Genomic DNA, 25983 nt, shown 5'->3' with positions numbered 1-25983 from the left:
ATGAACGTAATTGGATCGAAGATTACATAATTTTACCTGACAAGGTCAGCAGGCGTTTCCTATGAATTCGCCTGCCGTTGACCTGCGCCTGGATGGGGTCGTTACGATGAAACTCGACTTGCCTTTGTGTCTGTTCAACCGCCATGCTCCGCGCCGAAGCAGGGTCAAATGGGACGGGCTTAATTTTGTCGGCGCGTGCCGTTTTTGCAAAAAGCCGATTCGCCGGATGGATAAAGGCCGCTGGGTTCAGGATCAGATGGAAAGCACGACATCTTCCACATCATCGGACCTGTAAGAACGCCGGGGGCAGCAGCCTGCCCCCGCAATAACATCGCTTACGTAGTCTGGACCTGCGTGGTCAGGCTGACAAAGACATCCTCCAGATCGGCCTCACGCGTGGTGACATCGACAATGGCCATGCCCTGCGCCTGCACCGCACCAAGGATCTCGCCCGCGTTGGTCTTGTCCTTGTCATAGGTGATTTCGATAATATCGGGGGCCACCGCCGTGCATTTCAGAAAAGCGGGATGGTCGGGCAGCGTATCGATGGGCTTTTCAAGCGTAAGCACAACGATCTTTTCACGCGCCATATCGACCAGTTCGCGGGTCGGCTTATTCGCGATCAGCTCACCATGATTGATGATGGCGATGCGGTCGCACAATTCCTCGGCTTCCTCCAGGTAATGCGTGGTCAGCACCACCGTCACCCCTTCATCATTCAGCCGCTTGACCAGTTCCCAGAGCTGACGGCGCAGCTCCACGTCCACGCCCGCCGTCGGCTCGTCCAGCACCAGCACCGGGGGCTGATGCACCATCGCCTTGGCCACCAGCAGGCGCCGCTTCATGCCGCCTGACAGCGTGCGGGCATAGGCCTTCGCCTTGTCCGACAGATGCACATCGGCCAGCAATTGTTCGGACAGACGCTCGGCCTTGGGAATGCCATAGAGGCCTGCGGTGTTCTCCAGCACCTCATAGGGGGTGAAGAAAGGGTCGAACACGATTTCCTGAGGCACGATGCCGATGGCGCGACTGGCGTTGCGCCGGTCGTGGTCAATGTCAAAGCCCCAGATCGAAACTTCGCCGCTGGTCTTGCGCACCATGCCCGCCATGATGTTGATCATGGTCGATTTGCCCGCGCCATTGGGGCCGAGCAGACCAAAGATCTGCCCCTGCGGCACATCGAGCGAAACGCCTTTCAGCGCCAGCTTGCCCTCGCCGTTACCGGCGGGCGCATAGCGTTTGACAAGATTGCGGATCGAGATGGCGGGGGCGTCGGAATGGCTCATGCGCGCTGCTTAACCCCCTGACGCCGTACGCGCAACAGGACTTAGCCAGCCCCCTTATCCTACCGAGCGCACCAGTTCGGGCAGCCGATGTTCGGCCCAGCGATAGACCGCCGAGCGCCGCTCCAGCGCGCGCATCATCGCCGCCGGATAGACCTCGTTCACCAATTGGGCAAAGGTCTTGTTCCAACTGAAACGCTGGACCACATGGTTGCGCGCGGCCGCCCCCATCGCGCGATAGTCGCCGCGCCACAGCGCCTGAACATGATCGGCCATCGCGGCGGCATCATCCACCGGCCCCAGCCGCCCCAGCCCCGCCGGCACGCGCGCGGGCATCGCCCCGCTGGCCACGCCCACAACGGGCAGGCCGCTCGACTGCGCCTCGATCACCGAAATGCCGAAAGTTTCATCGGCCATCGCCGAGACATAAATGTCCGAAGACGCCAGCGCGATCGCCAGCGCATCGCGATCATCGACAAATCCGGGCAGCGCCACCGGCAACCCGCGCGTGTCGCGAATCAGCCGGTCGCGCAATTTGCCATCGCCCAGCATGACCATCGCCGCGCCCATTTCGGGCGGCAGGCGGCGGAACATTTCCACCAACCGATGCGCGCGCTTTTCATTGTCGATGCGCCCGGCATAGATGAGCAACGGCCCATCGCCGCCCAGACCCAGCTTTTCGCGGAAATGAGGATCGCGCCGCGCCGGACTGAACTGATCGGTATCCACGCCCAGCGAGAGGACATCGACATGGCCGATGCCCCATTGCGCCAGTTGATCGCGCACAGGATCGTTGAGCGCATAGAGCCGGTCGAACGCGCCATAGGTCTTTTGCGCATAGGCCACACCGATCGAACGCAGGCCATCGGCCATGCGGCGGCCAAAGAGCTGCTCGCCCACGCGGTGAATATGCACATTGGGAAAATCGGTATGATAGCCGGCAACCAACGCGGTTTCGGGATGGGCACGGCGATAGTTGATTGCCGTCCATGGCAAAACCCACGGACAAAGCGATTCGATCACATCGGGCCGAAAATGTTCGAGCACTTCACGCACCGCGCCGGTGCGCAGGATGAAGCGGTAGTTGGGGCTGCCGCGCACCTGTTCGGCGCCGACCTCAACCCAGATATGGCGCCCGCATTCGACCACGCGATCCTCGGGGCCGGGCACGATCTGGATCAGCCGGTGGCCGGTCTGTTCCAGAATATAACGCCGCTTTTCACGTAGATAAGTGCTGACCCCGCCGCCGCCGACGGGTGCATAAGACTGGGTAAGGTCACAAATCAACATTTCTCGATGGGCATGACGCATGCTTATTCGACCTCACCTATGCGGCCGCCCTTCCGTGTCGAAAGACACAGGGACAGGCAACCCATCAGCGGCGAGGAATGACCCCAGCATCGGCCTCGCACGCTTACTTACGCAAAATTCGGCCCCGTGCGCCCACCCTTAACGGGGTTCATGCAGTTTGGCAAAGGAGATAAATCACGCAAAGCCAAGTAACAAATTGTCTTAAGGAGGCGGGATGGCTGATATCAGGGGAAATCGCGCGGGCTGTTTTCCGAGTCAACAAACACGCCCGCAGGCTCTGGAAATCGCGCGAAACTCCTGCTACTGGCCTTGACCCATGAGCGACCAGCCCGAAACCGTCACTGTTCACACCACCCGCGTTCATTGCGATGGCGCCGAAGCGATCCGCACCGATGGCACGTTCAAGCCCTCGGCGCTGGGTCATCCGCGCGTCTATCTCGAAATCGACGAGCGTGGCTTCGTGGACTGCCCCTATTGCGACAAGCGCTTTGTGCTGGATGAGGCGCACGCCCACCATTGATGCGACAGGCGTTGGCGGGATAAGCGCCGCGCCCTTGGTCAGATAACCGTCGCTGCGCCATTGCGCCGCGGCGGCATCGGTCTATATCAACGGCATGACCTTTTCTGCCGATCCCCGCTCGCTGCTCTATCGTCCCGGCCAGCTTGAACCCGACGAGGCCCGCGCTCTGGTGGGCCGCACATTGGCCCAATGCGACGATGGCGAGCTTTACCTGCAATTCATCGCGTCCGAAGCCTTTGGTTTCGACGACGGGCGGCTGAAAACCTGCGATTACAGCCGCGAGGCAGGCTTCGGCCTGCGCGGGGTCTCGGGCGAGATGACCGGCTTTGCCCATGCCAACGAGATTTCCGCCGCCGCAATTGCGCGCGCTGGCGAAACGCTGACGCTGCTCGATCCGGCCAGCGGCCAGCGATCCGCCCCGCCGGTGCGCACCAACCGCCACCTTTACACCGATACCTCGCCGCTCGACGGGGTGGAATTTGCCGCCAAGGTTGCGCTGCTCGAACAGATCGACGCTGCCGCCCGCGCCCGCGATCCGCGCGTGGCGCAGGTTTCGGCCTCGATTTCCGGGTCGTGGTCGGTGGTGGAGATCCTGCGCGCCGATGCTGATGCCGTTACAGACATTCGCCCGCTCGTGCGTTTGAACGTCTCGATCGTGGCCGAACAGAACGGGCGGCGCGAGACAGGCAGCTTCGGGATCGGCGGGCGTTACCTTTACGACGACCTGATGAAGCCGGAAACGTGGAACCGCGCCATTGACGCCGCGCTGGCGCAGGCGCTGGTCAATCTGGAATCGGTGGCGGCGCCTGCGGGCGAAATGACCGTGCTGCTGGCGCCGGGCTGGCCGGGCGTGCTGCTGCATGAGGCGGTGGGCCACGGGCTTGAGGGCGATTTCAACCGCAAGGGCACCAGCGCCTTCTCGGGCCGTCTGGGCGAGCGGGTCGCGGCCCCCGGCGTGACCGTGGTCGATGATGGCAGCATCGCGGGTCGCCGCGGTTCGCTCACGGTCGATGATGAAGGCACGCCGACTCAGGAAAATGTGCTGATCGAGGATGGCATTCTCAAGGGCTATCTTCAGGACCGCCTCAACGCCCGGCTGATGGGCGTGGCCCCCACCGGCAACGGACGGCGCGAGAATTACGCCCATGCGCCCATGCCGCGCATGACCAACACCTTTATGCGCGCGGGCAATGATGACCCCGCCGAATTGCTGAGCCGCGTCAAAAACGGCATCTTCGCCAAGAGCTTTGGCGGCGGGCAGGTGGACATCACCAGCGGCAAATTCGTCTTTTCCTGCACCGAGGCCTACCGCATCGAAAATGGCAAGCTGGGCGCGCCGATCAAGGGCGCGACGCTGATCGGTGATGGGCCCTCCGTGCTGACCCGTGTGACCGGCATCGGCAATGATCTGGCGCTGGACGAAGGCGTGGGCATTTGCGGCAAGGGCGGCCAGTCCGTGCCCGCAGGCGTGGGCCAGCCCACACTGCTGGTCGAGGGACTGACCGTAGGCGGCACGGGTTAACCCGAATCATGGACGCCAGAATCATAGACGATGGCCCCGACAGGGCGTAGAATGGTCAATCTGAAGGGGGCGCTTCAGGCCTAAGGAGAAGGCAAAATGTCTGTTCGTTCCATGCTTCGCATCGCCGCTCTGGCTGGCGGCGCATTGGCCGTTCTGGCCGCCCCGGCGGTTAACGCGCGCGAGCGCCTGACCCCCGATCAGGAACTGGCCAAGATCATCAAGGATCGCGTGCCGGGCAAGCCCGTCAATTGCATCAACCTGACCGAGATCCGTTCGACCACGATCATCGACAAAACCGCCATCGTCTATGACATGGGCGGCACGATCTATGTGAACCGCCCGCCCTATCCGCAATCGCTGGACGATGACGATGTGCTGATCACCAAGACCTGGGGATCGCAATTGTGCAGCGTCGATATCGTGCAACTGGCCACGCGCGGCGGCGGTGCGGGCATGTGGTGGCGCGGTTCGGTGGGCCTTGGCGAATTCGTGCCCTATACCAAGCCCAAGGTGGCACCGGCCCCGGCTGCTCCGGCCCATCCCGCAGGCTGAATCAGGGCGCGCGATGCGCCCACCAGATGACGCCCGCGACGATGGCCATCGCCAACGCCATTTTGCCCGCGAACATATAAATCAGCCAGCGAGGGATCCCCCCGCTGGCTGATTTGTTTTCCGGTTTCGGTTCGTGACCGATCATTCCCATTCAATTGTTCAAAACCAAGTTAACGCATTGATCTATATGGGGTTTTCTTTGGGAGGCGAGTGAAAAGCCGACTCGCGGGCCGTCAAAAAGCTACGATGTTGATTTTTCAGGTAAATTTGATCGAAAAATTTTTTGCGTGATTTCGGCATCTATCGAGATCAGCCGCGCGAATTTTCAGTTTCGATCGCCCAAGCACTCAAATCACGCAGCACCGAAAAGTACCGTCGGTAACCTTATCAGACACACCTCACCATTGCCATGTCGACCCAGAGTCTCGACGTCACGTATCGAGAAAATCCCATTCGCTGCCCATCACCCACCGCAAAGCGCTTAGCTTGCCGCTCAGCATGCCCCACTCAAAATCGCTCCAGGGTCCAAGGTTTTCCAAGCCGACCTCGTCCTCCGTTCGCTTTGCAGCAGCCAACGCCTTTTCCCAGACGGCATCGACGGTCGTCCGCTGATGGCGTTCGGGGTGCTTTTTCCATTCCGCTTCGCTGACGACCTTGTGCTTACCGCTTTCAATCGCCGATCTAAGATTCCAATGACGATTGTACCACACCTGACGAAATAGCAGGTTTTCGGCTTCCATGATCTCGCTCAGCAGGCGAGGTTCCTCACGGTATTCAAACTCCCATTTCACCTCTTCCATGAAGTCCGGCGCATACGCGTTCAGCACTTCACCGATGGCCAAGGAGTAGCTGGACTGTCCCGTTGTAAACAGGGCGGCAAGATCTGGATGCGGCTCACGCTCGTCGCGCGCCATGTCAGAAAAGTCGTGCTTGTTATGCGTTACGAACGCGTATCTCGAGCTTTTGTCAGCTTCAGACAGAGTTTCGCGATAAACCTCGATGAGAATAGCATCGCCGATGCTATTCTTATCTTTGTGAAAGGGTGCACGTTTTTCAACCGCACGCTCTGCAGCTCGAAGCTTTACCGCGTCACTCGTCTCGATAACTTCTGCCTGGCCAAAGATTTTCTCGATCCGCTGGACGCTCTCGTGAACGGCCTCGCCAAGTATGGTGATGCGGTGGTCGACATCATCCAAGCTGGCCAGGGCCTCCTCGCGGCCTTCTTCTTTGCCGAATTGCCGCACGGCCTCCTTGACCCGCTTGAAGGTGCTACTGAGACTCTTCCCGCTCTCCCGGATGATACGGTCTTTGTTACGAGCAAACTCATCAACTGATTGCTTCGGCAAGATCAGGTCAACCTCGCCGGCTTCGATCATTTGCTCCAAAGCGGCGAGCGTCGGCTGGTGGCGATAATCCTTGGCCATATCGAGCCACACGCAAGTATCAACTAAGAGATGCAGCACGAGTTCGCCTTCTTTGTTTGGTTTGCCTTGCACGTTCACGCGCTCACCAGATGTCTTAGGTTCTGGAGAACCGCGTCTTCCATGGCCTTCGCCGAAACGTTCCGAACTTCCGCCAGTTCGGCGACCGTGTGGCCGACATCGCGTGGCCTGAGTGGCTGCCCATCCCTCTCCACAAACGGCCCGTCGGTTTCAGTCAGCAAACGGTCGAGCGGAAGACTCCCAACCAGTTGTCGGTGCTTGGGTGAGCGCAGCATCTCTCCGTTGATCGAGAAATAGCAGCCGAGCGCGACCGCCCGACGGGCTTCGGCCGACGTGCCGGTGAACCAATGCATGACAACGCGTCCCCGGTCCTGCGGCAGGGAGCTTTCAATATGATTCAGCACTTTACCGACTGCGCGGACGCTATGGACGGTTAGTATCTTCCCGCCCTGTTCAGCGCAGGCGCGGAGGATGCGCTCGAACACCCGCTCCTGTGCCGGAAAACTCCGATAGAAGCGAGGGCCGGCGTCCAGGCCAATCTCGCCTACATAGCGTGCATCCGAGAGGTAGCGCTCGAAGATCGGCAACTCATTCTCGCGTTCGGCGACGAGCTGCGGATGTAGCCCCAAGGCGATCCGGACATGCGCCGACTTCGCCGCAAGCTCCCGGTTTCGCGGCCAAGCCTTCGGCGTGGTCGTGACCGCAAGCGTCGCCACGCGTTCTCGATCGCATTCGGCAATAAGAGCCGAATGGTCTTTGTAGAGATCGACGTGGCAGTGGAAATCGACCCAGCGCGCGGCCGATTGATTGGATGTCACTATCATAGCGGACGGGCCTGGACGCCGTGCAATAGTCTGCCGACCTCCTGCAGGCCGGCGACGTAGACGGCCTCATAATCGGAGAGCTTGCCAGGATGATCGATCAATGGCCCCGGTCGATGAATATCGAAACGGGCTCGCCCAGGCTTTCGTGCGAGGCGCGATAGCGCAAGCTGGAAGGAGCGCACATGCTCGCCCTCCGCCTTGTTTGTATCGAGGACCTGCGCTCGAAGATCGGGAATGCGGTACGACGTATCGTCGGTGCCCCAACCCTCGAGGATCGCAGCGCGCCGGATGAGACACGGCACACAACGTCCGCAATGTTTGGGGGTCCTCTCATTCGGGTCCGGATCGTAGCGGCGACTTCCAGGCGACGAGCACGACATGGTGTGCTTCGCTTCTTTCCGGAGGAACGGGATGTCGGCGCATTCTTTCGCCATTTGGCCCTTCGTCATGAAGGCGTAGGGATTTTCCAGTCGGACGCTCAGGCCGAGGCCTTTGAGTAGATCCTCGAAGCGCGCCATGTAGAACGGATGTGTCGTGCGAGTGCTAAGTGCTCCGAGGCGGAGCGGATCCAGGGGCACGTTGAGCGAGATCAGGCCATTCTCCGGCACATGCACGACCATGTCGCCGCCGATCGCGTCGGCCGCCATGACCGCCAGCGAGAAGAACAGAAATGAACGCCCCCTCAGCGTGTCCTCGACCGCAGAATGCTCCACCGTGTCGGTCGGAAATCCCACTCTTGCCCGAATGTGATGAAGCGTTGTTCCGCCGAAGCGACGCTTCATCACCTCGGCGCAATAGGCTTGGTGCGTGCTGGTGATGCCGTCCCAATAGTGGCTCACCAACATCGGCGCCTCACCGCGCGCGAGCAGATCGATCGCACCAATGAAACTGTCCAGCCCGCCCGAAAACAGGCAGACCGTTGTCGGGTTAGCTGTGCGCAGCTTCGTCGGTCTGGGCGCCAGATCGCGAGCGCCGGCGGCGCGAGAACGAAAATAGACGCCCCAGCGGTCGCCGGTCAGGAAGTTAAGCGTTGTCGCGATCAATGGCGCCAGCCCTTGCCAGCGAGCGGCATCATATACCGGCAAGTGGAGGTCGATCTCGCGGGTCCAGGCGTCCTGTGCGTCAGCGGCACGCGAGATACGCGTATCGGCGGCAGTGATCGCCGCGGCCAAAAGCGCCAGATCGACCGCTGTTTCGGAGGGGCGAAGGCCAAGCTCACAGAGTTGATCCAACGCCTGGCCCAGCCCATAGCCCAAACGGAACTCGCCATCGACGAAGTTGATCTCCGTCTCTTGTGTATCCACACGGCTCGGAGAAATGCTTGTGCCGTCTCCCAGACCAAGCCGCGCAATGATAGTATGATGCCTCATGCTGCGGCCTCCCCGGCGACGGCAACCAGCTCGAAAGCCGTCTCGTAAATCTGGTTGACGACATTCTCGATATCGCGGTCAGACAGACGCTCCAGGCTTTCGAGCCTTCCGGCGAGCTGACCGCGCGTTGCGCCCTCGACAAAATCATGAAGCTGCGCCTGGGCGCTTTCCACGGCAGCGATGTCATCAGGGAAGGTAATGCCCCGCCCGCCGAGGTCTGCCATCACCCGCCCTTCGATCGAACGCGAGATAAAGTCCAGGAAGACGTCCTGGAGCTGCTCCGGCGTAAGTGTATCGAAGCTGCCCAGCCCCGCTTCGGCAAGATCGCCGATCGTCTCCAGCATCGCCTGCCGAGCGATCGCGTCGTCGACCGCGCCGCCTGGTGGACAGATAAATTCCAGAATCGCTACGAAGACATCTGCCGCCGGCTGCGTTGCCAATCCGGCCAAGTTGAGTTGACGAAGCGTTTCGGTTGGTCCGAGACGTTGGAAGTCACGAACAACGCCCAACAATCCGCTAGCTGTGGCGCGGGATGAGCCCATGCGCCGCGCGGCCCGTCGGGCGCCGCCGGTGCTGCCGCGTACATAGCCCGACAGCGCACTTCCGAGCGCACTACGGCTGCCGGTCCTTGCGAAACGCGTGAAATTACCGCGAGCGCCACCAAGGCTACCGGTGCCCTTCGTATCCGGACGCGACGGCGTGCTCGGAACGCCCGGAATAGCAGGCGCTGCCGGCTGTCCCGGTTGCGGGAATGACGGTCCGCCGGGCGCGCCCGGTGCATTCGGACTCACCGGCGCTGTTGCCGGAGGTCGAGGCTGGGTCGGCGGCGTCGGGTCGTCCACGAAGGATGGAACGAGGCCGCTTGAGGGTCCGCCGTAGCTTTTTGACGTGCCCATCCGATCAACCCCGCTGCAGTTTGCTGATGCCCTGCGCGGCCTTTTGCAGAATCGAGTTTTCCGTCTGCTCGGCCCATGATCGCAGCGTCGTCTGGTACTCCGCCGCGATGCCCGTGTCCGTGAAGCACGCCCCCCAGCTCGACGCCGCCCAGCTCCCGACCTTGGCCACCGGCAACTCACGGATGAACTCCAAAAGCCGGCGTTGCAGCGCCGGATGCGCCTCGACCAGACGGACGAGGCCGTCCGCCCCCTTGGGCTTGGCCGCGAAGTTGTCGTCCTGAAGGATCCGGCCACGGATTGCCTCGAAAACCTCCTCGGGCTCTGGCCCTGTGAGTTTCGCGATCTCGCCGACGGCGCCCCGGACCATCATCGTCGGCCCCATCAGCTTCTCGACGAGGCCCTCAAGATGGCTTGCGGCGGCCAGCCCGCCCAACGAGCTACGCTTGTCACGCGTGACGAACACATAAGGCCGCAGGTCTACGCCCGTTAGCGGTGGGTCGATTGCCGCCCAGCCCTTCGCCCACTCGTTCTTTTCCCATTCCATGGCTTCGGCCGGGAGAGGTGCAGGTGCCGAGCGCGCAGCCTTACGCCCGCCCTTCGCGGCAGGCTTCTCGTCGTCGTCCTCCTCCGGCGCGGGCGCCCGGACGTGCTCCTCGAAACGCCGCAGCGCCTCGGGTTGGCCATCAGGGTGATTAGCCGCGAGGCGTGCAATCTGTTCGTAGAAATCCGGATAGAACCGCTCGGCGAGCATGATCTTGGCCAACACCGGGCGCTGAATGTCGGCACCGAAACCGCGCTCCTCGGCAATGGCGTGTCGCAACATCATGGAATTGAGGAAGCGTTTTATCTGGCGTGGATTGCCGCGCGTGCCCTCGCTTAGGATCTTCGTCACGTGGGCGCTGATCACGAGTGCCTGATCTACGTCGGGCGGCATCTTGCCTGCCATGGCCTGTTCCACGGTCCTTCGATCGAGGCCACGGCTCTTCCACGGCCGTCGCATATCTTCCCGCGCCGATGCGAGCAGATTGAGGAATCGCGGGTCCTTCGAGCCGAGCGCGTTCTCCGCCAGCAGAAGGGTCACGTACACGCGCGTCTCGGCGACACCCAGCGCGGGAATTCGGAATGGAACCTGGATCAACTTTTCTAGGTAATTGCGCGCGTAGCTTACCGGGCCGGAGCTGGGCGGCAGGTCGGGGAAGTGCTCGCGCACTGCATACTCGATCATCAGTTCATCAGCGCCGATGACAAAGGCGGTGCGTTCGACAAACAGGAAAAGGCGGATCGCTTCGAGCGTCGCGATCGCCGTCTTCGGCAAGCACCGGTCGAGATCGTCGATGATGACGACGAGCTGGTCGATGTCGGCGGCGTCGAGAAGCTCCTTGAACTCCTCGCGGAAGGCATGAATGTGCTCGGGAAGATTATCGCTCTCGTCCGGCGCTTCCTTGAGGAACTCGCCCGCCTTTTCGGCGACCCCCTTCAGATCTTCGATCGAGACATGGTCCTGGGGTTTGGCCAGGAACGAGGTGGCAACATCATAGAGGCCCTTGACCTGATCGAAGGTCGGGATGCCGGTCGTCGCCGTAAACGCAAAGCCGCCAGCCTTGCGAGCAAGCTTCAGCCAGTCCACCCGCTTCAGGACCTTCTTCGCGGCGTCGGCCACCTTCGTCGACGTCGGACGGGCGCGACGAAGCTCGTCGACAATGGTCTCGATGACGACCGTTTTTGCGTCCTCAAAGCCCTCGAACGTCCAACCGTTGAACCAGAGGCAGAGGACACGATCGTCTTCCGCAAAGGCGCCCTCCAGCATTTTGAGAACGCTTGACTTGCCTGCGCCCCAATCACCGTGGACGCCGATCGTCACCGGCGCGTCGGGCGTCTTGCGGATCAGAGTGACGACCGTCTTTGCGATGGCCTCATAGTAGAGGAGATCGGTCGCCGTCTCCTGATCGTTCAAGAACATAGTTCCCCCCTTCGCCTACATTACGCGGGCCACAGCCTCAGCCGTTTTTTCTTTTAATATACTTGATTAAGCCAACCAAATTCACCGACGCCTCCAATCCGCTGGTCTACACTGGCCCGCTCATTGCCCAAGCTCCGCGGCCTGCGCGACCAAATCGACGAGTTTCCATCCCTGGTCTGTGGCGGGCCCGATCAAGGCCATTGCTTCGGATTTGCGCAGCGCAAGCCCGAGCAGCTCGCGGGGCCTGGTGACGCCAACGAAGACGTTTGTCGCGGCGGTGAGCCCCACCCCGGTGAATGGCGCATTGGTAACGCCGAACGCACGCGGAAGCACCGTGGTCAAGTCGATGCACTGCTCGTCCGCGCTATTGCCTTTCCAAATCTCGCTCTCAAGGACGAGAATGCCATCGACGCTCTTACCCTTAACCGAGTGGATCGACCCCAGCCGCAACGTGAGATCGTCGAATTGAACCTGTTTCGTGGAGCGGCGCTCGGGGTCGGCAAGATCGGCCTTCTGTTCGGCGACAAAGGTGCAAAAGTCCGCGATCTCGCCCTCGGAGCCCTGAGGAGCCGGACTGAACAGTGGTAGCAACGCTTCCATAAATGCCAGCCATGCCGCCTCTTCCCAAACCGCAGCGCCGGCAAGCACATGGTCCCGCAACAATCGACGTACAGTGCGGGGCAACCCGAGGTCGCGATGCGCCAGCGCCGCCCAGACATTTTGCGCGGTGATCGGACGATCATTCGCCGCTTTCCAACCATGAGCCCGCGCCAGTCCCGACACCCCCGCGGCGAGCATCTCACTGACCTCTGCGGGCGGTCGCGCCGCGGCATAGTGCACGGCAGCCTTCTGAAGCTGCCGGCAAAAGAGATTCGCTTTTGATCGAGACCCGCCCTCACTGCGATATGCGGGATGATAGTCGACGAGACTTTTAGGCCGCCATGCCCCTTTCTTGCCGGCCAGATTGTGGCGCGACGCGACCGCCCAAACGTCGCGCGTGCTGCAATCGCCACCCCACAGCGCGCGTGCTTCTTCGGCGAAGGCTCCGAGAACCCTACCGATCGAAGCTTCATCGAACAGGAACATCACCCGCGACGCCGGCCGTGGGCCCAGCCCGACAATGGTCTGAGCCTGGCGCGCGGTCAGCCGGCTTGCAAAACTGGCGATCTCCCCGCCGAACCGGCGGCTCGTATCGAGAGGGATGCAGTCGGCGCCCGGCGTCCAATATGCCGGTGCAGCTCCATCGTCCTCGTATAGCGTCTGATTGCTGTCCCCGAGACGCTGGAACGCCGCCCCGCCTTGCTTGAACACGTGCTCCAGCAGCCGGAGCTGGTCGCCATGCGTGTCTTGCGCCTCATCAAGAATGACGAGCGGAAACCGATCGCGAAGCCGCTCGGCCAAACCCGGGTTTTCACGGAGCGCACGCCACGCGAGCGCAGTCATGTCGGCATAGCGATAGATCCCACTCTTGACCATCGCGGCCTTGAGCTTTGATAGCGCCTTGCCGCAATCTGTATCAGCACCATGCTGACCCTTTTGCCGCTGCACTACCAGGCTTTCGGGTTCTTGCCTTACGTCATCGAAGGCTGGATCGAGCGTGAGATTACCAACCCATTTGGCGACAGTTGCGCTGGCCCTCTCGGCTTGCTTTTTCAGTGCCCAGAACGACGGATAGCTCCGCAACGCCTCGGCCGCGAAAGCATCGTCGTCAATCTGGCGCACGTGCCAGCCCAGGCCTCGAAGATAGGGCAAGGCGAGATACTGGTTGATGAATGCCGTGACCGTGCCGGTGAAATGAGGATAGACCATCAGCCGCGCCGCAGTCGGATGGCTGGCGATCAAATCTTCGACCTCGGTCCGCGCCGCGTTGGTGTGCGAGATGACGCATACGCCGCGCCTGCGGGTCGTCCAATTGCGCGACAGCAGCGCGAGCTTCGCCGCCAACAGTGTCGTCTTGCCGTTGCCGGGCGCCGCCTGCACGTCACAGGGAGCGGCCTTGGCCAAGAAGTCGATCTGGCTAGGATCGGTGAAATCGCAGCCGCCCAGCTCGTCACCAAGTTCAGCAAGCAGTTCAGGCGTGAGCGGCAGGATCTCGAACATTGCGCTATGCCCCCGCCGCCGCGGCGCCGTCCATTCCAGCGACGCCAACCTCTTCGTCTTCCGGATCGGCAGCGATCGCCGGTGCCCCGGGGACATAGCCACCGGTCACGTAGTCGATCGCGCGCACCAGATAAGGCGGGAGTCGATCGCGCATCTGCTCCGGCGTATCGCTGCGTTTGCGCAGTATTGCGGCGAGTTGCTCGGCGACTTCGGCTTTGGAGGCCTCCTTGTCATGGACGGGCTGGTAGATCTTGACGGCAATCTCGGTCGCAGAGAGGCTCGCCTCTTTCCAACCCGCGTAGGTCTCGCTGGCCTTCTCCACAATCTTCGCAAGCCACTCGGGCTTGCGACTGCTGGTCTTTGCGAGTTGGACTGCCTGATGAACACTCTCGGCAAGCTCGGGCCGGAGCGCGAGATCGAACTCAAGAGTCCAGCTATCAGCGATGAAAGCGTCGACAGGGTCTCCGACGTCGCGCCGCAGCGTCTTCAGCCGCGCTGCGATGTCGTCCTGGGTCAACTCGTTCTCGGTCTTGCGGTCGCCGACAAGGTCTTTCGCTTCGGGCGGCGGGATGTCCCTGTCGGGGATCAGCGCCACGGGCACCGGGATAGCGTTCCCGGCCTTACGCTGCAGAATCCGGCTGTAGCGAAACAGCCCACGGTGGCCGACATTGACGATCGACACGCCGTGACGGCTAAGCGGACGGTCGAGCTTCTCAGCGATTGCTGGCAGCAACAGGTGCTCACCGTCGCCCTCGACGACAATCAGCGCGCGGGCGAAGAACAGGTTTGCCTTCGTCGCGTCGAGGAACCGACGAAGGAACTCATAATCGTCCACTTCGAGCCGGGTATGGGTCGCGCCCAGCGCAAAGGCGCGGTGGCCGACGATCATCGTCATGGTCTCAAGCTCGGCGCCGGCCGCAAGCTGAGGACTATGGGTGGTGAGTAGCACCTGGACCTGCTGATGGGTCTCGCCCTTGTCGGGGTCCGGCTTGGCAGCACGAGCCGCGAGCACTTCCATGAAGAGCGTCTGGTGTTGCGGATGCAGATGCGCCTCGGGCTCCTCGATCAGCAGAAATGGCACCTGATCGGGATGGGACTGGAGCAACAACAGCTCTGCCGCCATGAATAGCAGGTTGTTGTAGCCCAGGCCGCGTTGGATACGCTCGGTGCCTACCTTGGCATTCAGGTAGAGTTCGAACCGCTCAAGAATCTGATCAAACGAACCGCCAGCGCCGAGGTCCAGCGTCGCGACGAGACGATCATCCACGAATGACAGCTTGTCGAGGAAATCCGTGTTGACGCTGCTCGCGACGCCGCCAACCGCGGCGTTGTTTCGGACGGCCACGTCAGCCGCCGTGAGCGTGTCATGGAGCGTTGCATCGCCGCCCTGCGCAGCGGGTTTGCTTTGCGGCCCCATCGTGGGCATCGCGCCGAGGATGCGCGACAGGCGCGACCGCCGCCCTGCTCGCATCTCGCGCTCGGCGTCGCGCAGAGGCTTGAGATAGGTGGCCTTCAGATACTCGCGCAGTTCTCCGTCGAGCGGCAGGCCTTCGCCTTCGGTGCCAGCGCGGTGCTGGCTGGAGACGATGCTGCCACCGCCAGGAGAAACGCGCCGAGCGCCCCGCATACAGACGTGGAGACGGAGCTTCCCCTTTTCGTTGGTGCACCATTCGAGGAACCGAGCCTCTTCGTCCGCGCTGAGATCGTCGAAGGTGCAGCGAACGATGAAGTCGCAACCCCGTGCGCCATCGCCGTCGACGTGAAAATCGTGCTCGTCCGGCCGGATATAGTCGTCGCCACGCGTCCACAGTACGTAGCGAGCAGCGTCGATGATCGCACTCTTTCCGGCGTCGTTCGGTCCCACGAGAATATTGAGACCAGGCGAGAGCTTAAGCTGCAGCGGGGCGGTCGGATCGAAGCACCGGAAGCCGCTCGCATAGATTTCGGAAATGTACACCGTCGCCTCCCAGCTCGTTTTTTTCTTATCCTGCCGCGCTGTTGGCTCGCGCGGTGATGTCTGCGCAGCGCTCCATGAGCGTCTCGAAAGGCTCGGCTTCATCGAGAAGGAGCCCATCGTCGACCATTCGCGCGTAATCTTCCGCGAGGGCCTTCGCGCCGTCGCCGGCTGGCACGAGCTGCAAACCGCCGTTCACGGCTGAGGTGTAGTCGATCTGAGATCGGTCGGCGGCCTTCTCGGCGAAGAACATCGCCTTGTGACGCGCCACGGCGTTGGCCAGCTCGCGATCTGCGAAGGCCGTCGCCGCAAACCCGGCTTCATCGAGACGCACCACGTCGTGCCAGTGACGTGCGAAACGATCACCGCGCAGCCGCTCCTGAAGGCAAAAGACGTGGATCGCGGTCGCCTTTTCCCAGAAAGTCCGCTCGGCATGCATGACCCTCGGCCGAGCGGTTGGAAAGACCACGCCATCCACCAGCCCGGCCGCGTCGCAGGTGACATCGCGCGGGCTCGCAGGTTCGCCCGTCGAGCGGGCGCCGAATTCGAGCATGACGCTCGGCGAGACATACCCCGAGCCTGCCGTCGTCGCCTCATAGTCGATGAAGAGCTTCTCACCATCGACACGGATCACGGCCGACAGGGACTCGCCCGCCAGTGCTTCGGCGATGACGGGCTGAACGGCCTCCGCTACCCATTGCGGCAGGCGCTCGCGCACTGCGCTGGTCCAGCGCTTTTCCTCGCTCCGCGTCTTCGGCAGCGCCTCGCCGTTGTCGCCGACTAGGTCGGGGGCGAGCGCGCGAATGTCGTAGGTCAGATCGACGTCCTCGGAGAACCGCCGGATGACGCCATAGGCCTTCGATAGTGAAGTGCCGCCCTTGAAGACCAGATGTTCGCCGAGCGGCGAGCCGTAGAGCGTCGCCAGCGCCCACACCACCCACGCATCCTTCTCCAGCAGGTGCGCCGGTCGGCCCGAGCGGTCGGCAGCGACGCTCAAGGCTTCAAGGCGATCCTCGGCCGGAAGGAGGAGGAAGGCGTCAGCCATGCGCGACCTTCCCCACGCTGCGCGCAAGCCAGGTCGGAAGCTGAGGCGCCGCCGCTACCAGCTCGCTGAACGCGGCGGGCGGAAGCTTGCGCTTCAGGGTCTGGAGGGCCGACTCGGCTCTCTCAGGTCCGAGCCAGGCAAGCGCCCGCACTGCCTGTCCCGCCGGCCGATGCGCCATGGTGAGCTGCCAGCGAGGAGCGTGGCGAAGCTCGACGGTCTGCTTGCCGAGGCTCATCTTCCGGGTGCGCCCGGAGGTCAGATAAACCGACCGGACCGGTACCTGCGTCGTAAGGCCGAGGCTGTTGGCAGCCGCCGCACCGCTTGAGACGATGACCTCGCCGCGCTGGGCGGCAAGCGCCTCGACCGCCTGCTCCACCGACGGCGCCCGGGTGCCGAACCGGCTCGTGACCGGCAGCAGATAAACACCACGTCCGGCCCGAAGCAGTTGGCCTCGCTCGGCCAGACGCGACAAGGCCTGGTCCACCGCGGCGCGATTGCCAAGGTGGAGCAAGCTCTTAGCCGCGACCGGCGTGCCTTCCGGCAGCCGCTTCGCGTGCTCAAGAATCTGTTCGGTCAGGCGCTGCATGGCGATTCTCCTGTCAGAAATATACACAGTTTTCTGACAGTTTTCAACCTTGGCGTGGCTTACCGGCTAGAGGAGCGGCGCGCCCTTATCGAGAAGGCCGTCGAGAAAGTCCTCGCGCGAAGAAATAGGGCCGGCCTGGGTGGCGAGGATCAGCGCTTCCACCACCTCCCGAGCCAGCGAACGGGCCATCACCCGTTCCTTGGTCGAAATGGCTGCCATCGCGCGGCCGTGCAGGAAGGCGCTGCGCACGTCGAAGAGCTGCTCATACTGATCGGCGTAGCGACGGCCGCCCAGCAGTCCGGCGACACGGCCTCGCATCCTTTTCGTGGGACTCATTCCCTTGTGGCGATCGGGCGCCACCCGGAAATTCTTCTGATAGTCGGCGCGGAGGCCCAGCGCCGCTTCGATCGTCGTGATATGCGCCAGAAACTCGTCAACGCCCTCCGCCAGGAACGCGCGGACCAGGAAGTGAACGATTGGCGTTTCGAACAGAACCGATTGCATCGCCTGTTCGACAATCGCCCAGCGGTTGTGATCCCAGACCGGCAACTCAGTTGCGGCGGCGTCTTCGAGGCGCAGCTCGACCGGCCGCTCCTCCTCATAAGTCCCGCCATAGCCGTCGTCGTAGATACGATCCTCCCAGCTCAGCGTGTCGGGGGACGGCGGCGTGTTGAGGCGAGCGAAGATGTCGCCATCAACGGTATAGACCCAAGGGACGCGGAAACCGCGCCAGTCGACCTCCGCCATCGTCGACCAGCTTTCCCACGGCGCCAGCAGCAGGAAGAACAGCGCCTCCTCAACCGCGCCGGGAAACCGCCCCTTATGCGGTTCGATCTGCCCCAGGTCCTGGCTCAGGTCCATAAACAGCACCGGGACGGCACGCGCCTCGGGCTCCTGGTCGAGCACCACCGTCTCCTCGACAACCAGCCAGTGGAATTCGGAAAAGCGCTCGGCGTCGAAATCCTGCCGCGGATAGAGCCGCTTCAGCCTGGCCTCATCAACGAGGGTCCGCAGTTCATCCGCCGTCAGCCGGCCGAGCTTCGCGGGGCCGAACGCGATCGACGGCAGGTCATCGGCCAGATCGAGCGGCACGAGGTGACTGCGTTTGGCGCTGGTCGCCCGCATCGCCGCGTCGAGGCCCTTTGCCGCCTCCTCCACCGGCAAGGACAGATGGGCCGTCTCCTTCCGCAGACCACAAGGAAGGCCGAGCGCGCGTAACGCGGCCGAAAGCGCAAAGCCCGGCCCCTTCTTGCCGGCGTTCGGATAGTCGTCACGGCAGGCTTCGCGCAGTCGCTCGAAGGCCGGATGAGCCAGGATATTGTCGGGCCCTGGCGGACGCAGCCGCCACAGGTCCGACATTGCCGAGATCATCGCGTCGCTGGGACCGCTCGCCGCTTCGCTCATCGGGCGATCCTTTCCGCCGTCAATTCGCCGGTTGCTTCCGGTTTCACATTCATGACCTCGCCACGGCTGCCGACAAGGGCGATCTCAATGCCGGCCAACGCGCAGCGCGGCGCAAGCCGCTCAGCCAGGCGCAACGTGCCCTCGGTCAGCGGGACCACGGCGATCTGACGCCCCTGCGACGGCGTCGCCATCAGCAGCCCGACCGTCTCGCACAGGCCGCGGTAGAGCCGCGAGACCTGGCCCGGGTGTCGCGTGTTAATGATGCCGCCCTTGCACTCGGCCAAAATGACGTGGTTGCCGACCTCGGCGACGACATCGCCGAGCCCCGATTTGGGATGGACGGTGATCGTCTGCCCAGCCGGGTTTCGATAGGCGCCGCCATAGGTCGTGCTGCCGATGCTGGAAATCTTCGCGAAGTCACGCCGACCGAGCCAGGCTGTGAAGTCGAGCTGCTTTCCGTGTTCACCATCGGGATGGATGCGGACGTCCCGCGCATCTTGCGTGCGGAGCAGATGCATCGCGAAGGCGAGCATGACCGCGCCCTCGTAGAGATGATGTTCGTGCGGACCGTCCGATTTTCCGACCCTGTTCGCCGGCGGCGCCAAGGCCGTCACGAGATCTTCGAAGTCCAACCCAGCCTCCCCGGCGGCATCAGCGGGCGCTTGTCGCCCGCCATTGACATGAGTTTATAACCGTCCATATTTGCCCGGTAAAGGAGGGACGCTCATGTTGACCTACCGCCCCGAGAAATTCGCCTCGCTCTATGACTCCGAGCTGGGCCAGCGCATCTGGAGCTTCCTCACGCGGGACGACAACGTCGCCCGTCTCGAAACCGCGTCGGAACTGAGCAAGCCCGCCGTCGAAGGCATCGAGGAGCAGCTCCTCGCCGAGTTCCGCGAGGAGGTTCTGGCCGATCGCGTCAAGCAGATGGTCGGTCACATGGTGCGGCAGATCCTGGAGCAGCGTGATTGGGTGCTCGACCAGACCGACGTGAAGGTCCAGTCCGTGCCCTTCAGCAAGGCGGCGCGCTACCGCCGGCCCGACTGGTTCACCTTCCATGCCTTCCGCAACAGCAGCGATCCGCGTGACGTTGTCATCACCGACCGGCGGCAAAACCCGACGCTTCCCGCCGGCTCGCGCTGGACCTTCTATGCGACCTTCGCCAGCCCGTTGAAGGCCGCCGTGGCTTTCGGCGTCAACGACATCAAGCAGCTTCGCCAGCAGGTCCACTCCCACGGCTATCACCGCGTGCAGGTCCCGCGGATGCTGCGCCGGGCATGAGGTGAGCCGAAGATGAGCGACCTTTTCGACGTCGACGGCGCCAATCTCGATCTCGGCTTCCAGAACCTGAAAGCCGCCGAGTCTCCCTTCGAGCAGCAGCTTCAAGCCATGCTGCAGGAGATGTGGGCGCGCTACGAGCCCTATGCCGATCCCGACTTCCGACAGGGCTTCGCCCGCGACGTCGATGGACGCTTCTGGGAAATGTATCTGGGCTGCACGTTGCTCGAGGCGGGGCGGACGTTGTTGCCCGTCGTCGACCGTCAGCGCGAAGGTGGCCAGCCGGACCTGTGCGTCCTCGAAAGCGGTCGCCGCATCTGGGTCGAGGCCATCACCCCCGACGAAGGCGCTCCGGGTCCTGACCAGATCGTGCGCCCTGTGCCCATCAATGAAGGCGGTGGCCTTGCCGCCGCGCCTATTCGCCAGGCGCAGCTTCGGACCTCCAGCGCGTTCTGGACCAAGGCGCAGAAGATCGGCCGCTACATCGAGCAGGGCGTGATCGCGCCGGAAGACACCCGTATCATCGCGATCAGCGCCAGCCGCTTCGGCGTCTATGTCGCCGAACAGCCTTTGCCGCTCATCATGACGACCTTGTTCCCGATCGGCGACGCCTTCATCACCATCGACCGTGACACCGGCGATGTCCTCGAAGAGGGGTTTCACGCCGCGCCCTTGATCCACCGCGAGCGCAATCCGATCCCGCGCACGGCCTTCATCGACGAGCGCTTCGCCGACATCTCGGGCGTGATCTGGTCACGGGTCGGCCTCGGCAACCTCTCGCGCCAGGTCCGGCCAATCACCTATGTCCACAATCCGCTGGCACAGGTTCCATTGCCCACGAACTGGGGTGTCTGGGATCGTGAGTTCGTGACGGCCCGGCAGGGCGAGGGATGGGAAGCCAGCGATATCCTCGCCCCGGCAGAGGCGTCGTGATGACGAGGGCTAATGTGCGCGGCTGCGGCCTGCGGAACGACGAGGCCGGCCATGGCCCCAGCCGATGAACCGCGGCTGATCACGCCGATCAGCCAGCGCCAGTTCGAACTCTATGCGCTGTCGCTCGAACACGGTCCCAATTTCGACCCCGCCCATATCTTCAGCGCCTATCAGGCCGGACGGGGCAGCGCGAGCGGCTGCATCCTTCTTGATCCGGAGCAAGGGACCTTCACCAGCCTCGCCATGCGCCGGCGTGTCGATCACTGCTGGATCGAGGTCGATGAAGGCGGCCCCTATTCCACCCCGGAGGCCGCGCTCGACCGCCTCAGCATCGCCATGCGCGCCGGCGATCCGCCGGAGCCCTTGCCGCCGGGGGCCAGACGCCGCCCGCTTTTGGTGAAACCCGGAGCGCGCGGGACATCGCCAGAATTCGATCTGCTGACGACCACCATCAGCCATCTGCCGGCGCTGATGGCGATCGGCGAATGCTATCTCGCGCTTCCCAGTCCTGACGCGAACTTCGTCCCGGATTTTCAGACCGGCAACTTCGCCTCCCGGCTGTTCGAACTCTACCTTCTCGCCTGCTTTCGCGAACAGGGCCTGAGCGTCCTGCAAGATCATGTCTCGCCCGACTTCTTCATCGAGAAAGAGGGCGACACCTGCTGGGTCGAGGCGGTGACGGCGAACTCCGAGACCCCACGCGCCGGCGGGATCGGCGACTGGGTGCATGCGCCGGAGGATCGCAACGAACGCCTGACGGGAGGTCCGGCCGAGCGCTTCGCGAAAACGCTGCGAGGCAAGCTCCAGCGCAACTATCATGAGATGGACCACGTGAAGGGCCAGTCCTTCGCTCTCGCATTGGCGGATTTTCACGAGTCCGGTTCGATGGTCTGGAGCCGCGAGGCCCTACCCACCTATCTCTACGGGCTACGCGCCGATATCGAAGGAGAAGGCGCGGAACGGCGCGCGGTCGGGACGCCAATCGCCAACCTGACGGGCAAGCATGGCATCCCGGCGGGGCTCTTCCGCGATCCCGACTTCGCCCACCTGTCGGCCGTCATCTTCAGCAATGCGGCAACGCTCGCTAAGTTCAACCGGATGGGCTTCCTTGCCGGCTGGCGCCCTCCCGGTCTGACGATGGTCCGGAGCGGCATCCTATTCGACCGGACCCCGGGCGCGCTGGAGCCGATCGACTTCAAGCTGTCGGTCGCCAGCGACGAATATCAGGCGCTCTGGCCCTGGGGCGAAGCCTGGTGCCAGGAGTTGGAGGTGTTCCACAATCCGCTGGCCACCCACCCCATCCGGTTCGACCTCATTCCAGGCGCGACCCATTGGTTCGAACGCGATGGCGACATCGAGTGCAGCACCATCTGGGCGAACTCGGTCCTCTCCTCGGTGACCCGTCTGCATATGGCCGGCGAAGCCCAGACGACGGGCGGCACGCCTGACGAAAGCGTGCCGTCATGATCGGGGTGCCCGCCCTATTCCCTCACTTGGAGAAACCACAGGCATGACGACCGAGCCGTCCGACCGGACAATTATTCTCCATCTCCTTCGCGGCGCCGTGCCCGAGCGCGCCGACGACATCAGCAGCCTCTGGAGCCAGTATGGCCATGCCGTTGAAGTCGCGTCCAGCACCAAGGGTGTTACGATGAACGCCGATGCCAGGCGCATCCAGTTCGATACCAAGACGATCGACTTTTTCTGGCTGCTCGGCTTCAGCGCCTGGCGCGCCGTCGAAGTGTACATGCCGGCATTGTTTATGGCGACTTCGAGTAGGATGCCGCTCAGCCAGGCGCTCGATCTCGACGAAGAGCGCGGACAGTATGAGCTCGACTACAAGCAACGCATCGCCAGCGCCCAGTCCCTCCTTGCGGCCGAGCAGACCGCCGACATCTCCTGGCCGGCGGATATCCCCGAACCGACTTCCGATCGTGAAAGCCTGGGCGACGCCCAGCACATGACGGCGTTCGATCTCGTGGCTTTCGCCTTGGCTTTCTCGCTTCTGCACGAATTCCGACACGTCATGTACTGCGCCGACAACAGTGCCCCCTCGATACTGCCCGAAGAGGAGATCGCCTGTGACACCTATGCCCGCGACTTCATGACGAGCGGCCTTGCGGCCTATGCGAAGAAGCACGGGCATGACTTCGCCGAAGTCCAGCAGAAGCGCGCCATGGGGATAGCGCTCGCGGCCGTGATCATCCATGCGATGACGCCGACCCACGCCCATTGGGGCAATCGGCAATATCCGCCGATCGCCGAGCGGCTGACCGCGATGATCAGCGGCTACAGCCTTCCTGCCGGCTCTTCCTTCTGGCTGTTCACAGCCTGTCTCCTGATCGCACTGATGCGCCAGGAGAACCGGCCGCTCGACATTGTCGCGAACTCAAACCAGGAGATGGTCGAGATCCTGCTCGACCGGCTCCGGTAACGCCGCAAGGAGCGCGACGTGCCGGTCTATTTCATTGGCGAAGATGAAAACGGATGCTCCCCGATCAAGATCGGCGTGGCGAAGAACATTGATGCACGCAAGCGTAACCTCCAGACCGGCAATCCTCTGGAGCTGCGGCTGCTCGGGTGGATCGAAACGTCCGACCCTTTCCAGCTCGAACAGCACCTGCACCAGCGCTTTGGGACGACCCGGGTACGTGGAGAGTGGTTCGCCATCGAGCCGGCCGACATTCTACCCATTCTCCAGCGCGCGGGCCGTGACGGGTTCGTCGCCAAGAACGCCGACGCCTTCCAGATCGTCGGATATGACCGCGACGCCATCCCCGAATATCTCGGCGTATGGGAATGGGCCGATCTGGAAATCGACGAGTGCTGCCCCTTTTGCGGATGCCTGTGCGGCATGCACTTCCAGGAAGCTTCGCAGATGTACCATTGCATCCGATGCGACACGCTGACCGACTTTTCTGAACTCGATCCGCATGACGAGCCTCCGGAAGATTGGGCCTGAAAGCCGGAACGTCGCCGATCCTGACATCCTGATTTCCGGCTTCACGCTTTTGGGGAAGGCCTTCCCCTGCGGTCGAGCCTTGCGTCTCGACCGACCCCTTCTGCGGGGAGACCCCCCGCAACGCCCCGAGAGTGAGAGTGCGGACGGGTTTTCCGTGACGGGTTCAGGGTTGGAGGAGAGGCCTCCGGCGCCCGTCGTGGAGACTAGCCATGACGCATGTGGAGATTCTGGACGCCGCTCGCGACCGCGCTGGCGGCTACAAGGTGGATGTGAACCGCGGCGAGCGGATCGGCCGCGTATCGTCGGAATGGTTCTCGCGGCCGGCCGACGAGCGCTACCTATCCCTGTCGGACCTCTATGCCGCCGTCCTTGGCCGGACCGAGCGGAGCCGCACCAGAACCCTCGAGAGCGCGGCGATCCGGGTAGACGCCAACCGCGACGATGCCGAGCGCCTGGCGCTTATGCTGCCCGGGTCGGATGCGCCGATCGCGCTCACCCATTGGAGTTTCGGCCAGCTCGCCGGTTTGGTTGGCGCGCCGGCGGCCTATCTTCGCCAGCTTCCGGCGCCGCTCGCCGGAATCAACCTGCAATACGGGCTGACCTCCCATCGCGCCGAGCAGGTGAAGACTCTGGAGATCGAAGATGGCCGCGTCGAGCTGCGCGCCGTTACCGGGCCCGACTATGGCCGCATTTTCGACCACGAGCTGGTCGCGGCCGTGCAGCGCATCGCCGGCAACGGCACGGGCGACACCCGCTGGAAGGTGCCCGGCGTGCTAGATTGGTCGACGGGGGTCTACAATCCGCGCGTCGACATCACCCAGGACACCACCACCCTTTATGCCTCGGACCGGGATGTCTTCCTCTTCCTGGTCGACGATCTGAATCCGATCGAGGCCGGCCGGCTGCCCGATGGCTCGCCAGACCTCTATTTCCGCGGCTTCTACTGCTGGAATTCCGAGGTGGGCGCGAAGACGCTTGGCATGGCGAGCTTCTATCTCCGTGCCGTTTGCCAGAACCGGAATTTGTGGGGGGTCGAGGATTTCGAGGAGATCACCATCCGCCACTCGAAATATGCCGCCTCGCGCTTCGCGCATGAGGCGGCGCCAGCGCTGACCCGCTTCGCCAATTCCTCGCCGCTGCCCTTCGTCAACGGCATCAAGGCGGCGCGCGAGAAGATCGTGGCGCGTAGCGACGAGGATCGTAGCGATTTCCTGCGCAAGCGCGGGTTCTCGAAGACCGAGACGGCAAAGATCATTGAGACAGTGCTGGCCGAAGAAGGCCGTAAGCCCGAAAGCGTGTTCGATTTCGTGCAGGGCATCACTGCGGTCGCCCGCGGCAAGACCCAGCAGGACGCGCGGCTCGATCTCGAGGCGCGCGCGAAGAAGCTTCTCGATCGGGCGGCCTGACTCCCAGAAAGCCGGAGACACGGCTTTACGAGTCTCCGGCTCCGTGCCGTTCCCTCTTTCCTGATCGTCGGTCCCGCGGCGCTGCCCTCCAGAGTGAGAGGGCGGCGCTGCGCTTCGTGACGAGTTGATGCCGAGAGAGAGGCTTTCGGCTCTCGTCGCGGAGTACATCCCGATGGCTACCACTGTTCAGAAGATCACCCTCTCGCCCTCGCGCGACATTCCCTTCAACAAGCTCTTGCTCTCCCAGTCGAACGTCCGGCGGGTGAAGGCCGGCGTCTCGATCGAGGAGCTGGCCGACGATATCGCCCGCCGCGGCCTGTTGCAGGGCCTCAGCGTGCGCGCGGTCGTCGATCAGGCCGGCGTCGAGACCGGCATGTTCGAGATTCCGGCTGGTGGCCGGCGCTACCGGGCGCTGGAGCTACTCGTGAAACAGAAGCGCCTCGCCAAGACCGCGCCGGTGCCGTGCATCGTCCGCGACAGCGGCATCGCCGAGGAGGACTCGCTCGCCGAGAATGTCCAGCGCGCGCCGTTGCACCCTCTCGACCGAGGCTGTGTAAAAACGCTTCCCAGGTGAATGGCGCGGGTGAGGACTTGGGGGTTTTGGTGCAGGAATGGCCAGCATCCGCCCTTGCCCG

Annotated in this window: 24 protein-coding genes and 1 pseudogene; 11 read left to right on the top strand and 14 right to left on the bottom strand. The window is 63.0% G+C overall.

The features are described from left to right. Window positions 1-61: 61 nt before the first annotated feature. Window positions 62-295: a hypothetical protein gene (locus tag FHW96_RS04520; protein ID WP_172339376.1), complete on the top strand. Its 234-nt coding sequence runs from the start codon at window positions 62-64 to the stop codon at window positions 293-295. Window positions 296-335: 40 nt separating this feature from the next. Here FHW96_RS04520 and FHW96_RS04515 read toward each other — a convergent pair whose 3' ends face one another. Together FHW96_RS04515 and FHW96_RS04510 are read right to left on the bottom strand one after the other, a co-directional pair. After that, on the bottom strand, window positions 336-1286 hold the full coding sequence (locus tag FHW96_RS04515) for an ABC transporter ATP-binding protein (protein ID WP_172339375.1): 951 nt from the start codon (window positions 1284-1286) through the stop codon (window positions 336-338). A gap of 54 nt (window positions 1287-1340) precedes the next feature. Then, window positions 1341-2573, bottom strand: coding sequence for a glycosyltransferase (locus tag FHW96_RS04510; RefSeq protein ID WP_253950738.1), 1233 nt, complete (start codon window positions 2571-2573; stop codon window positions 1341-1343). Window positions 2574-2910: 337 nt separating this feature from the next. Here FHW96_RS04510 and FHW96_RS04505 point away from each other — a divergent pair, with 337 nt between their 5' ends. The 3 genes from FHW96_RS04505 (at window position 2911) to FHW96_RS04495 (ending at window position 5188) form a co-directional block, all read left to right on the top strand. Next, window positions 2911-3114 (top strand): zinc-finger domain-containing protein, encoded by a 204-nt coding sequence (locus FHW96_RS04505; protein WP_172339373.1) that lies wholly within the window; start codon window positions 2911-2913, stop codon window positions 3112-3114. A gap of 94 nt (window positions 3115-3208) precedes the next feature. Further along, on the top strand, window positions 3209-4636 hold the full coding sequence (gene tldD, locus FHW96_RS04500; protein WP_172339372.1) for a metalloprotease TldD: 1428 nt from the start codon (window positions 3209-3211) through the stop codon (window positions 4634-4636). Between the two features lie 96 nt (window positions 4637-4732). Continuing rightward, the gene (locus FHW96_RS04495) at window positions 4733-5188 is read left to right on the top strand and encodes a hypothetical protein (protein WP_253950737.1); all 456 of its coding nucleotides are present in this window, start codon (window positions 4733-4735) and stop codon (window positions 5186-5188) included. A 1-nt stretch (window position 5189) separates the two neighbouring features. On the opposite strand, the gene FHW96_RS04490 is transcribed toward FHW96_RS04495, so the two are convergent. From FHW96_RS04490 to FHW96_RS04435, 12 genes are all read right to left on the bottom strand, one after another. Next, window positions 5190-5333, bottom strand: coding sequence for a hypothetical protein (locus tag FHW96_RS04490; RefSeq protein ID WP_172339371.1), 144 nt, complete (start codon window positions 5331-5333; stop codon window positions 5190-5192). 286 nt (window positions 5334-5619) lie between these two features. Beyond that, entirely contained in the window at window positions 5620-6690 is a 1071-nt protein-coding gene (locus tag FHW96_RS04485; protein WP_371815628.1) for a PIN domain-containing protein, read from the bottom strand. Beyond that, the gene (gene qatD, locus FHW96_RS04480; protein WP_172339370.1) at window positions 6687-7454 is read right to left on the bottom strand and encodes a Qat anti-phage system TatD family nuclease QatD; all 768 of its coding nucleotides are present in this window, start codon (window positions 7452-7454) and stop codon (window positions 6687-6689) included. Before qatD ends, FHW96_RS04485 begins: the two co-directional genes overlap by 4 nt. Beyond that, window positions 7451-8824, bottom strand: a complete 1374-nt coding sequence (gene qatC, locus FHW96_RS04475) for a Qat anti-phage system QueC-like protein QatC (RefSeq protein WP_172339369.1) — start codon at window positions 8822-8824, stop codon at window positions 7451-7453. Before qatC ends, qatD begins: the two co-directional genes overlap by 4 nt. Further along, window positions 8821-9720, bottom strand: coding sequence for a Qat anti-phage system associated protein QatB (qatB, locus tag FHW96_RS26585; RefSeq protein WP_305849679.1), 900 nt, complete (start codon window positions 9718-9720; stop codon window positions 8821-8823). The genes qatC and qatB overlap by 4 nt, the downstream gene beginning before the upstream one ends. Before the next feature lie 4 nt (window positions 9721-9724). Continuing rightward, window positions 9725-11680, bottom strand: a complete 1956-nt coding sequence (gene qatA, locus FHW96_RS04465; protein ID WP_172339368.1) for a Qat anti-phage system ATPase QatA — start codon at window positions 11678-11680, stop codon at window positions 9725-9727. A 120-nt stretch (window positions 11681-11800) separates the two neighbouring features. Then, a complete protein-coding gene (locus FHW96_RS04460; RefSeq protein WP_172339367.1) occupies window positions 11801-13780 on the bottom strand; it encodes a UvrD-helicase domain-containing protein in 1980 nt (659 codons plus the stop codon). Window positions 13781-13784: 4 nt separating this feature from the next. Beyond that, window positions 13785-15737, bottom strand: a complete 1953-nt coding sequence (locus tag FHW96_RS04455; protein WP_172339366.1) for an AAA family ATPase — start codon at window positions 15735-15737, stop codon at window positions 13785-13787. 25 nt (window positions 15738-15762) lie between these two features. Then, window positions 15763-16779, bottom strand: a complete 1017-nt coding sequence (locus FHW96_RS04450; protein WP_172339365.1) for a nucleotidyl transferase AbiEii/AbiGii toxin family protein — start codon at window positions 16777-16779, stop codon at window positions 15763-15765. After that, entirely contained in the window at window positions 16772-17365 is a 594-nt protein-coding gene (locus FHW96_RS04445; RefSeq protein WP_172339364.1) for a DUF6088 family protein, read from the bottom strand. Before FHW96_RS04445 ends, FHW96_RS04450 begins: the two co-directional genes overlap by 8 nt. 66 nt (window positions 17366-17431) lie before the next feature. Beyond that, complete coding sequence (locus FHW96_RS04440; protein WP_172339363.1) at window positions 17432-18769, bottom strand: hypothetical protein; 1338 nt, start codon at window positions 18767-18769, stop codon at window positions 17432-17434. Next, window positions 18766-19401: a hypothetical protein gene (locus FHW96_RS04435; RefSeq protein ID WP_172339362.1), complete on the bottom strand. Its 636-nt coding sequence runs from the start codon at window positions 19399-19401 to the stop codon at window positions 18766-18768. The genes FHW96_RS04440 and FHW96_RS04435 overlap by 4 nt, the downstream gene beginning before the upstream one ends. 94 nt (window positions 19402-19495) lie before the next feature. Here FHW96_RS04435 and FHW96_RS04430 point away from each other — a divergent pair, with 94 nt between their 5' ends. The 7 genes and pseudogenes from FHW96_RS04430 to FHW96_RS04400 form a co-directional block, all read left to right on the top strand. Further along, on the top strand, window positions 19496-20050 hold the full coding sequence (locus FHW96_RS04430) for a hypothetical protein (protein ID WP_172339361.1): 555 nt from the start codon (window positions 19496-19498) through the stop codon (window positions 20048-20050). Window positions 20051-20062: 12 nt separating this feature from the next. Next, complete coding sequence (locus FHW96_RS04425; protein ID WP_172339360.1) at window positions 20063-20980, top strand: hypothetical protein; 918 nt, start codon at window positions 20063-20065, stop codon at window positions 20978-20980. Window positions 20981-21031: 51 nt separating this feature from the next. Continuing rightward, entirely contained in the window at window positions 21032-22447 is a 1416-nt protein-coding gene (locus tag FHW96_RS04420; protein ID WP_172339359.1) for a hypothetical protein, read from the top strand. Window positions 22448-22490: 43 nt separating this feature from the next. After that, window positions 22491-23414 carry a phage exclusion protein Lit family protein gene (locus FHW96_RS04415; protein WP_172339358.1) on the top strand — a complete coding sequence of 308 codons (924 nt, stop codon included), beginning with the start codon at window positions 22491-22493 and terminating at the stop codon, window positions 23412-23414. Window positions 23415-23432: 18 nt separating this feature from the next. Beyond that, window positions 23433-23942 (top strand): GIY-YIG nuclease family protein, encoded by a 510-nt coding sequence (locus FHW96_RS04410; protein WP_172339357.1) that lies wholly within the window; start codon window positions 23433-23435, stop codon window positions 23940-23942. Between the two features lie 209 nt (window positions 23943-24151). Then, window positions 24152-25348: a DUF932 domain-containing protein gene (locus FHW96_RS04405; protein WP_172339356.1), complete on the top strand. Its 1197-nt coding sequence runs from the start codon at window positions 24152-24154 to the stop codon at window positions 25346-25348. Window positions 25349-25520: 172 nt separating this feature from the next. Next, a pseudogene (locus FHW96_RS04400) lies at window positions 25521-25895 on the top strand (ParB/Srx family N-terminal domain-containing protein); the annotation flags it as partial. Window positions 25896-25983 lie beyond the last annotated feature (88 nt).

The sequence above is a fragment of the Novosphingobium sp. SG751A genome (assembly GCF_013149295.1).
In the GTDB taxonomy this organism is placed as follows: Bacteria; Pseudomonadota; Alphaproteobacteria; order Sphingomonadales; family Sphingomonadaceae; genus Novosphingobium.
The sequence above is the reverse complement of the archived record's forward strand: the minus strand, read 5'-3'. Positions and strand labels throughout refer to the sequence as shown.

Excerpts from the sequence above, each read along its gene's own strand:
- qatA (WP_172339368.1), bottom strand. The coding sequence starts at position 11,680 with ATGTTCTTGAACGATCAGGAGACGGCGACCGATCTCCTCTACTATGAG.
- FHW96_RS04520 (WP_172339376.1), top strand. The coding sequence starts at position 62 with ATGAATTCGCCTGCCGTTGACCTGCGCCTGGATGGGGTCGTTACGATG.
- FHW96_RS04425 (WP_172339360.1), top strand. The coding sequence starts at position 20,063 with ATGAGCGACCTTTTCGACGTCGACGGCGCCAATCTCGATCTCGGCTTC.
- FHW96_RS04515 (WP_172339375.1), bottom strand. The coding sequence starts at position 1,286 with ATGAGCCATTCCGACGCCCCCGCCATCTCGATCCGCAATCTTGTCAAA.
- FHW96_RS04440 (WP_172339363.1), bottom strand. The coding sequence starts at position 18,769 with ATGAGCGAAGCGGCGAGCGGTCCCAGCGACGCGATGATCTCGGCAATG.
- FHW96_RS04505 (WP_172339373.1), top strand. The coding sequence starts at position 2,911 with ATGAGCGACCAGCCCGAAACCGTCACTGTTCACACCACCCGCGTTCAT.
- tldD (WP_172339372.1), top strand. The coding sequence starts at position 3,209 with ATGACCTTTTCTGCCGATCCCCGCTCGCTGCTCTATCGTCCCGGCCAG.
- FHW96_RS04495 (WP_253950737.1), top strand. The coding sequence starts at position 4,733 with ATGTCTGTTCGTTCCATGCTTCGCATCGCCGCTCTGGCTGGCGGCGCA.
- qatB (WP_305849679.1), bottom strand. The coding sequence starts at position 9,720 with ATGGGCACGTCAAAAAGCTACGGCGGACCCTCAAGCGGCCTCGTTCCA.
- qatC (WP_172339369.1), bottom strand. The coding sequence starts at position 8,824 with ATGAGGCATCATACTATCATTGCGCGGCTTGGTCTGGGAGACGGCACA.
- FHW96_RS04420 (WP_172339359.1), top strand. The coding sequence starts at position 21,032 with ATGGCCCCAGCCGATGAACCGCGGCTGATCACGCCGATCAGCCAGCGC.
- FHW96_RS04430 (WP_172339361.1), top strand. The coding sequence starts at position 19,496 with ATGTTGACCTACCGCCCCGAGAAATTCGCCTCGCTCTATGACTCCGAG.
- FHW96_RS04415 (WP_172339358.1), top strand. The coding sequence starts at position 22,491 with ATGACGACCGAGCCGTCCGACCGGACAATTATTCTCCATCTCCTTCGC.
- FHW96_RS04450 (WP_172339365.1), bottom strand. The coding sequence starts at position 16,779 with ATGGCTGACGCCTTCCTCCTCCTTCCGGCCGAGGATCGCCTTGAAGCC.
- FHW96_RS04510 (WP_253950738.1), bottom strand. The coding sequence starts at position 2,573 with ATGTTGATTTGTGACCTTACCCAGTCTTATGCACCCGTCGGCGGCGGC.
- FHW96_RS04460 (WP_172339367.1), bottom strand. The coding sequence starts at position 13,780 with ATGTTCGAGATCCTGCCGCTCACGCCTGAACTGCTTGCTGAACTTGGT.
- qatD (WP_172339370.1), bottom strand. The coding sequence starts at position 7,454 with ATGATAGTGACATCCAATCAATCGGCCGCGCGCTGGGTCGATTTCCAC.
- FHW96_RS04445 (WP_172339364.1), bottom strand. The coding sequence starts at position 17,365 with ATGCAGCGCCTGACCGAACAGATTCTTGAGCACGCGAAGCGGCTGCCG.
- FHW96_RS04490 (WP_172339371.1), bottom strand. The coding sequence starts at position 5,333 with ATGATCGGTCACGAACCGAAACCGGAAAACAAATCAGCCAGCGGGGGG.
- FHW96_RS04405 (WP_172339356.1), top strand. The coding sequence starts at position 24,152 with ATGACGCATGTGGAGATTCTGGACGCCGCTCGCGACCGCGCTGGCGGC.